The 8037-nt window shown below is 42.8% G+C and carries 5 protein-coding genes and 3 pseudogenes; 2 read left to right on the top strand and 6 right to left on the bottom strand.

Annotation, left to right across the window (positions count from 1 at the left end; genetic code table 11):
• Positions 1-117 (top strand): annotated as a pseudogene (locus tag FTV52_RS13860) (transposase); the annotation flags it as partial.
• A gap of 8 nt (positions 118-125) precedes the next feature.
• On the opposite strand, the pseudogene brxC reads toward FTV52_RS13860, so the two are convergent.
• The 4 genes and pseudogenes from brxC to FTV52_RS13840 form a co-directional block, all read right to left on the bottom strand.
• Positions 126-2678, bottom strand: a pseudogene (brxC, locus tag FTV52_RS13855) (BREX system P-loop protein BrxC); the annotation flags it as partial.
• Positions 2679-2719: 41 nt separating this feature from the next.
• The gene (locus FTV52_RS13850) at positions 2720-3295 is read right to left on the bottom strand and encodes a DUF1788 domain-containing protein (RefSeq protein ID WP_002010699.1); all 576 of its coding nucleotides are present in this window, start codon (positions 3293-3295) and stop codon (positions 2720-2722) included.
• Positions 3296-3311: 16 nt separating this feature from the next.
• The gene (locus FTV52_RS13845) at positions 3312-3923 is read right to left on the bottom strand and encodes a DUF1819 family protein (protein ID WP_005264234.1); all 612 of its coding nucleotides are present in this window, start codon (positions 3921-3923) and stop codon (positions 3312-3314) included.
• Positions 3924-3933: 10 nt separating this feature from the next.
• Positions 3934-4800 carry a WYL domain-containing protein gene (locus FTV52_RS13840; protein ID WP_039909026.1) on the bottom strand — a complete coding sequence of 289 codons (867 nt, stop codon included), beginning with the start codon at positions 4798-4800 and terminating at the stop codon, positions 3934-3936.
• Between the two features lie 225 nt (positions 4801-5025).
• Between FTV52_RS13840 and FTV52_RS13835 the strand changes: the two genes are divergently transcribed.
• Positions 5026-5355, top strand: a complete 330-nt coding sequence (locus FTV52_RS13835) for a DUF4236 domain-containing protein (RefSeq protein WP_179991018.1) — start codon at positions 5026-5028, stop codon at positions 5353-5355.
• 273 nt (positions 5356-5628) lie between these two features.
• Here the strand turns inward: FTV52_RS13835 and FTV52_RS13830 are convergent, their stop codons facing one another.
• Positions 5629-6861, bottom strand: coding sequence for an ATP-binding protein (locus FTV52_RS13830; RefSeq protein WP_160255372.1), 1233 nt, complete (start codon positions 6859-6861; stop codon positions 5629-5631).
• A 550-nt stretch (positions 6862-7411) separates the two neighbouring features.
• A pseudogene (locus FTV52_RS13825) lies at positions 7412-7723 on the bottom strand (HNH endonuclease signature motif containing protein); the annotation flags it as partial.
• Positions 7724-8037 lie beyond the last annotated feature (314 nt).

Below are 8037 nucleotides of genomic sequence, written 5' to 3'. Positions count from 1 at the left end.
TGGAAGCAGATGAAATATTATTGGCGAGATTTTCAAGTCATGACAGCTGATAAAATAGAGCAATGGGTGGAGAGAGTATCAAACCAATTCGGAAAAGAATACATGTTTACTTTTTAATGACAGCTTAACTGTAAGCTTCCGCCATTTAACTGCATAGAAATCCGCCCCATCGCAGCCAATTGCCCCACCAACAGTAAAATCTCGGCATCTGGCCAGCCATAAGGGCGTTTGGCAAAACGATCTATCACATCCGAGACCAGAATACGCTCTGTACCGGTGGCCCGTAGTGCAATGTACTGCTCCACTTCCTGTAGGGCTTTGGGATTGCTCTGACCGCCATCCAGAGACAATCCGAGCTGCGCCATATCATCCACAGTCAAGACGGCGTTCAGTTCACGCCAGGCATCCTGCTGATAGACCTGCAGATAGCTCAGTTTGGTATAAGTGTTTTCCAGCAAATAACGACAAGCCTCATCCAGCTTGGTGGTTGGACTTGAAGATGAAAGTTGTAGATGTTGACCCAAGGCATAACTTTCCGCGTCCAGCAACATTTCTTCGACCCGGACACGCAGGCGTTTTTTACGCTCCTGGTTCTCACGGCCACGGTCTGCCAGGATACGGGTGATATCGGACTGAGTGCCATCATCATTTAACCGAATAAATTTATTGGTTTTCAGCCAGGTGCGCAGTTCATTAAAGAACTGTTTATCGTCTGCCAGTTTAATCAGCACTTGTCCTTCGGCCTGAGTACTTTTACCAATACAGTAAGCTTCTGTGTAGAGGTTGTATTCGGTATCCAGTGGAGAAATGATTTCGACTTTCAAATCACTCTCATACTTGCCATCCAAGCTATGGCTATCCAGAAAACGACCAATCTGATAGTCCATCTTGTTGGCTTGATGGCGGTATTTGTTCTGATCGCGCAGTAAATCTTTAAAGATTAGATTAGCTAACTCTTTATTTTCTTCTGAAGCCGCTAAGTCAGTGGCTTTAATTTTGCGGGTGATATCACGTTCTTCATTGGTCAGGAACAGGAACTCATCACCATTGCGGGTAATCAGGCTCTCTTTTTCCAGACGCAGTAGGCTTTCTTCAATCCGCTTGCGTAATGCCAGCTTATCTTCATCAATTTTCTCAATCGACAAAGTCACCAGGTTATCCAAGGTACCTTTGATGATATCGACATAGCGGATCATGAAAAGGGTACGCAGCATCTGCACATCAAAACCATCCAGGGTCTTATTCTGCCCTGCCTGGTCGATGGTACGCTTCACTGCTGTATCCAGAAATCCTTCCACTGAAGTATAGAAACGGTGGAAAGGAACCAGGGCCCCGACTTCATCTGTGGCAATCGCATTCGCGGCCATCTGGAACGCATCCAACATGGACCGTTCACCATAGGCCAGGTGTGCACCGGTCGCACCGACCTTACGGATTTCTTCAAATACTTTTTGCACCAGCTGGAAATGGTACGGCGCAAAAGGATAGTTATTGATAAAGCTGTCTGGACCCTCATAATTCTTGAGTGTTGGGCCTGAACGGTCAAAGGTGATCTGGTTTTTTAAGATATCGCCCTTTTGCTCAAACACCGATCTGAGCAATGCTTCAGCTTCTGGGGTTTTACGTAATAAACGTTTCTGGATGACTTCATCGGTATTGGAACTGGACAGTGATAACCGGGTTTTAAAACGTCCAGCAATCTTGGAGAAGTCATTGGCTTTGGAAGAAGACATCTCACCTAAAACAGCATCGATGTCTGCCTGTGAGGTGACGATAATCCAAGCGCGGCCTTTACAGATCGTACCCAGGTTTTCAGTAATGGTTTGCAGTGTCAGCATCAAGCGGGTATCGCTGCCAATAAACTGCCCCACTTCATCAACCAAGAACAACATGCGTTGCTGGGGTCCTTTGCTGTCCAGGTATTCTTTCACCCACTGACAGAAGTTTTCGACCGAAACACTAAAGGTCTGCTCAGAATCCTCAAACCATTTATGCGCTGCTTCTGCTGATAGATTCAGTGCCTGAGAAATCGCAGTTTCGACATCATCCTGATAGAACTGATAACCGTCACGCTCCTCTAGCCAGGACATGCCACTGGATTCCTCAAACGCCTGTTTAAAGCGTTCGTAGACACCTTTCTGGCTCAGGTGACGTTCCATATGGGCAATATGTGGATGATCCGCGCTAAACCCCTGATACTCGTTAAACACACGTAAAAACACATTCAGGATCGGATTGCCATCATCATTGGAGCTGGCTTTACTGTCGATGTTAAACAGGATGACATCGGCATGATGGCTGACGGCCTTGCCAATATCCGCACGGATAAACGCATCACGAATTTTGCTTTCATCAAAGAATTCTGCGGCGCTACGCTCGTTACCTTCCGCATCACGTGCCACTTTATTGGCCAGAATATACGACAAGGTTTTCAGGAAATGTGATTTACCTGAACCAAAGAAGCCCGAAATCCATACGCCGACACGGTTGGCAATCGAAGGATCGCTCAGGTCTGTGCCATAAGACTGGAAAAAGTCCCGAAAATGCTTTTCCAGTTCATTGGTGACCACATACTCATCGAGTTCCTGATAAACCGTAGTATTGTCATTCTGGTCTGCTTTTACGACCCCGTTAATCGCACGATCTAATGGCTTGTAAAAAAGCTCTTTAATGTTCATCTCAATCCATTCCCCCGAATTTTTATTTCTATTTGCCGTGTTTAAGGCACTAATCTGAATGCTCTGTAGTAATTATTGCTTGGAATTTTTCCAAATAAACTCATCGCTTGACCGTCGTAATAACCTGGGTAAAACAGCACCACTGGCTTATGCCCCAGTAACGAATGCAAACTGTTCAATAAGTGATGGGCACGTAACAGTGGCCAAACCGACCCAACCCCAGTCATCAACACAATATCTTGCGCATTGGTGGCATATTTACTCACCAGATAGGGCGCGAACTTATCCATATGCAGTGGGCCCTTTAAGGCTTTGAGCAGCGCTTCATCGCCTTTGGCTTTTTGCATTTGAATGGCTTTATCGATGAAGTTACGCTCAGCCAGATAATCCACCACGGCTTGCAGCAGGTTGATATTCACCACCTTCAGCTGACTGTGTTTTTTCTCCAGCATCCCGTCTAGAAAATGCAGATATTCGCGCACCTTCAACTCATCTTCAGGTGCATAATCAAAAATCCAGAAGCCAATTTCATTGCCCAATCCTTGTCCAGTGAGAAACTCAGTGGAAAGAATTCGCTCTGGAATCTGGTTCAGACGCTCATGTATTGTTTGACTCATTGCTGCCCCTCTACAACTAACGCGTCCATACCGACACTTCCATAGATCTTTTAATGCGTTGTTTATAATGTTCTTCCAACAGGCTACGCAGCTCTGCTCTGACGATCACGCGCTGCAACTCCAGCTTACGGGTACTTTTTAAGTAACCGGCTTCTGCCAGCATGCGAAACACCACCTGCCCCATTTTTTTCTTGCTGGACTCTTTCCAATCACAGATATCCGGATCACGTTGTGAGCGTTCATCCAAAAAATCTGACCAGATATAACTGTCCAAGTATTGCGCCTGAGAGATATAGGCATCCCTCATCACCGTTTCCATAAACTCAAGCAGCAACAGGTTGCGTTCCAGTGCGCCACAAAAAGCCACCTGGGTCGCCAGCTCATCATCCCCATCACGTAGTGCTTTCCAGAAATCAGGCTCCAAGCGCTCCAGACGCTTACGAATAGCGGTGGCATTGCGTTGAGCTGAAGCAGGCGTTCTTTTTTGCAGAATATTGTCAATCTGAATTGCCTGATGCCATTGTTCTGGAATCGCTTCTCGTAATAACAGATCCGCGATCAGCCGGCTTTCACGCACCATCAGGGAGCCACCAATCAGGTCACTGTCATAATGAAATTGTTCTAACATGGCCAATCTCCTATGAGGCCTGATCAAACAGGTAAGACGACAGCTTTTCGATATCTGAGCGTTGTAGTACCAAGGGATATTTCAAGGCATCATCCGCCTCAGCCAGCGTGATCGCGGCCTGATATCGCTGCAAGGTATAGTGAGCCAGGGCTTTTTTCACCGGAATCTGTAATCTGCCATCAGGCATGCCGAAGTCTTTTTCGACCAGCGCTTTTTGAGCTTCATTCAATTTTGGATTAGGGATCAGCGTCAGTAGAATTTCTTCATGCCATTGCTGATCTTGAGCAGGGTCTACTGACTCAATCGCCACCACAACAGGTGTACGATCAATTCTGGAGAGTAAAAAGTCCTTAAACTGCTTGCTCTGATGGCAATAGGCACGGACATGCCAGCGAAAACCGGTATACACCAGGGTGTGTGGGGAAATGATGCGTTCATGCCACTGCGGATTCTGCATCGAGGCATAAATCATTTTTAAAGTGTTTTGGTTTCGGCAGGCACGCAAAACTTCCCGAATCACTTCAGGACGTACACTGCGATCAGGTAATTGAACTGCTGCAAGATTCGGTTCTGGTGTCGCAATCAGGGTATGCGATTCACTAACCAAACCTGACAGCATATTGAGATATTCATTGATATGCGCTGTAGTCAGTACAGGCTGGAAGCTGGCCTTAGGCACATAACCCTTGACCGATGGATCATGAATCAAGGCATCGGGGTTATACAGCGTATTATAGCGCTTGATATCCGCAGAAGCCTGCTGTCGACTAAGTCCAAACCAGCTCATCAAACGATTGGTAACCAAACGACCTTCCCAGTATGCAAGCAGCTCGATCGCTCGCATTCGAAGAAGCACTTCATGCTTATCTGTCGTCATATACCAATCAGTCAATAAATAGCAGTTTTAAGATTACCCCATAGCAAATGTACAGTAAACATTTTTGACGGTATTTTAAGGTAGTATTGCAATCACCAGATAAAAAATATACGGATGTCTCTATGGGGACAGCCGACTAGCGAGGTAGATGAGGATCTGAGATTCTCTGAATTTACCTCTATCAACTGAAATACACAGCGAACAGGTTTTGCAAATGGGGGAAATATGGGCTTTAGATTTCGCAAGAGCATTAAAATCTTACCGGGTTTAAAAATTAATCTGACGCATAAGGGCATCAGCAGTGCGAGCATTGGCAAACCCGGTGCTTCTTTAAATATTGGTAAAAAAGGCACCCGAACCAGTGTCGGCATTCCAGGTACGGGACTATCTTACTCTAAACACCAACCTTACTCTAAAAAGACCCGTGTTCCACAACCGACATCGCTAGAACACACGGAATATAATCCTCAGAATTTAGAACAACCGAAGGCAAAGATATGGCCTTGGATTATTTTTGGAATATTGTGTTTTATGGTGGGTGCCGTCATTTTTTAGCAAGAACCGCATTGTATTTTAATCAAAAAAAAAATGCCCAGATGGATGAATGGGCAAACTAAGGAATTAATATCCTTCAGAAACTCCAGCGCAATTCTCGCTACTTTCAGTAAGCGACTCTGGCTCAATCATGATAGTCTGACTCAATCGAGTCGAGGTAAATCGATCCATCACAATTGGAGCAGAAATTATGCTTGATCACACTCTTGGTTAATGCTGAAAAGTCTTTGAGTTTTAATTAATAAATAATAGTATCCATGTCTACCCTCAACTTTACTTATTTTCAGATAGCAACCAATCGAGAGCACTCATTTTTACAATACCATTATAATTCGCTTCAGTCCCTATCGTGTCTAATGTAAGCAAATACTTGGGATACGAATCAGAAATTTTCTGTAATGGACGTAACTCTCGGCTGAGTGTCTCCTCATTGAGCGTTTCTAATGCCACCTGATAATAAGTTAAATTCTGTAAAGTATCGACAGCAACAAAATCAATTTCATATTCATCAACCCGCCCTACATAGACCGTATAACCTCGTCTGACAAGCTCAAGATAAATCACATTTTCTAAGATATGACCTTGATCAGCATTAGCATCAGGCAACATAATCCGGCGCAATCCGACATCAACTAAATAGTATTTTTCAGAGGATTGTAATAACTCACGCCCGCGTACTTTAAATTGTGCGGCACTATAAAATAACAAACTGTCCTGTAAGCCCTGAATATAGCGTTTTACTGTTTCAAATGAAATTTTAACCCCACTTGAAACAAAGGTATTTTTAATTTTATTGATGGAAATAGCTGAGCCTGTCACGCTTGCCAAATATCTTGTGACACGCTCGAGAGAGTTAATATCGGCAGTATTCAAACGTGGAATAACATCTTTAAACATTACACTGGCATAGACCGCTTGCAAGTAATCATAAGTTTCCTGCTGGCTAGTCATGGCAAGCGTATAAGGGAAACTACTGCGCGTATACATGGCATACAAATCACGATTTGATAATTGTTGGATGATCGGATTATTTTCAATATGCCACTGTTTAAATTCTTGGAATGAAAGGGGTAAAACATGTTGCTCTATATAGCGTCCTGTAAGTAAAGTCGCAAGTTCTCCACTTAGAAAGAATGCATTTGAGCCTGTAATATATAAATCGATATAATCCCGAACATATAAAGAGTCGACTACTTTCTCAAAATTTGTAACATGTTGAATTTCATCTAAAAAAACATAGTTTTTTTTACTTTTATCAACTTTGGATAATACATAATCATGTAGTTTACGGTAATCGGTGAGTTCTTCAAATTCCATAAATTCGAAGTTGATGGCAATGATGTTTTCGGCTTGTACGCCCTGTGCTTTTAGGTCTTGTTGAAACATCGCCAATAAGGTGGATTTTCCAGAGCGACGCACACCTGAAAGTACTTTAATGACATCACGGTCTTGCCATGTATTCAGAAATTTTAAGTAGCCATCACGTCGAATATTAGCGCTTCTCATTATTTACACTTAGAATCTAAAGTTTTAATAAATTCTATCAAATTTTAGAATGTATATGTAAATATATTTAGTTTTAAGAAAAGTTTAAAGGTTAAGTGAAACATTCAAAGCTGCTGTAGAAGCATGTAAACATGCAGATCTGATCAAAATCCAAATTCTGTCTTTTTGATTATTTTCCATGTCATGTTATGTCATTTATGCTACGAGTTAACTGCTATATAAATTAAGTGAAAAGTAAATGGAACTAAGTTGTTAACTAGAGTGGAACTCATTTTTGTTGTGCTGATGGTCTCAGCCTTAATCCTAATTGCTTATGAAATGCTAAAAGGTTTATTTTAGAGCATCTATACAATTTTTGATCAAAAAAAGCCCACAGAGGGAATCTATGGGCGAAACTAAGGACCTTGACGGTCATTCAGAAACTACAGCTAGTTTCTGGTTGTGATTCTGGACTGAATTAAAAATAACCATATTGGCTGAATGTATCAAAAGTTAAATCATGTGATTAATCATTGATACTTCTGCAAAAATGAGCTCATCGCTCTGTTGATTAATACAGTAATTCACCAAACAAATCCGCTCTAATCTCTTCCAGGCTCAGATCTGATTTCATCCTATTACAGATGGGATGAACCAGCAGACCATTCTCTAGAACACCTTGCCCACCTACGGCTTTGGCAATCCGATGATCCGATTCAGTAGAATCAAGATAGATCAATCCATCACAAATGAGGCAAAAGTTATGATTACCCACCAGAAAATTGTGCTTAAGCAGACTCTTGGTTAATGCCGAAAAGGCCTTGGGCTTTGACCGAGAAATTGGACTAATCGACTCCACATATCCCACTCTATTGTAAACAAGACATTTTTATCTTTTATATTCAATGGCTTATTTTCCTGCTAATTGGTAATACCATGAAAAATACCATGCTCAGAAAAGGCTTAACAATATTTTGAAAAATTGCCTACTGAGCGCTGCCGCACAGCTCCATAGGCCGCTTTCCTGGCTTTGCTTCCAGATGTATGCTATTCTGCTCCTGCAGCTAATGGATCACCGCAAACAGGTTACTCGCCTGGGGATTCCCTTTCGACCCGAGCATCCGTATGAGACTCATGCTCGATTATTATTATTATAGAAGCCCCCATGAATAAATCGCTCATCATTTTCGGCATCGT

The sequence above is a fragment of the Acinetobacter sp. YH1901141 genome (assembly GCF_013416935.1).
GTDB classification, from domain to species: Bacteria; Pseudomonadota; Gammaproteobacteria; order Pseudomonadales; family Moraxellaceae; genus Acinetobacter; species Acinetobacter towneri.
Note: the sequence above shows the minus strand (reverse complement) of the source record. Positions and strands in the feature narration are given on the sequence as shown.

Coding starts and splice junctions, on each gene's coding strand:
- FTV52_RS13840 (WP_039909026.1), bottom strand. CDS start 4,800: ATGACGACAGATAAGCATGAAGTGCTTCTTCGAATGCGAGCGATCGAG.
- FTV52_RS13835 (WP_179991018.1), top strand. CDS start 5,026: ATGGGCTTTAGATTTCGCAAGAGCATTAAAATCTTACCGGGTTTAAAA.
- FTV52_RS13850 (WP_002010699.1), bottom strand. CDS start 3,295: ATGAGTCAAACAATACATGAGCGTCTGAACCAGATTCCAGAGCGAATT.
- FTV52_RS13845 (WP_005264234.1), bottom strand. CDS start 3,923: ATGTTAGAACAATTTCATTATGACAGTGACCTGATTGGTGGCTCCCTG.
- FTV52_RS13830 (WP_160255372.1), bottom strand. CDS start 6,861: ATGAGAAGCGCTAATATTCGACGTGATGGCTACTTAAAATTTCTGAAT.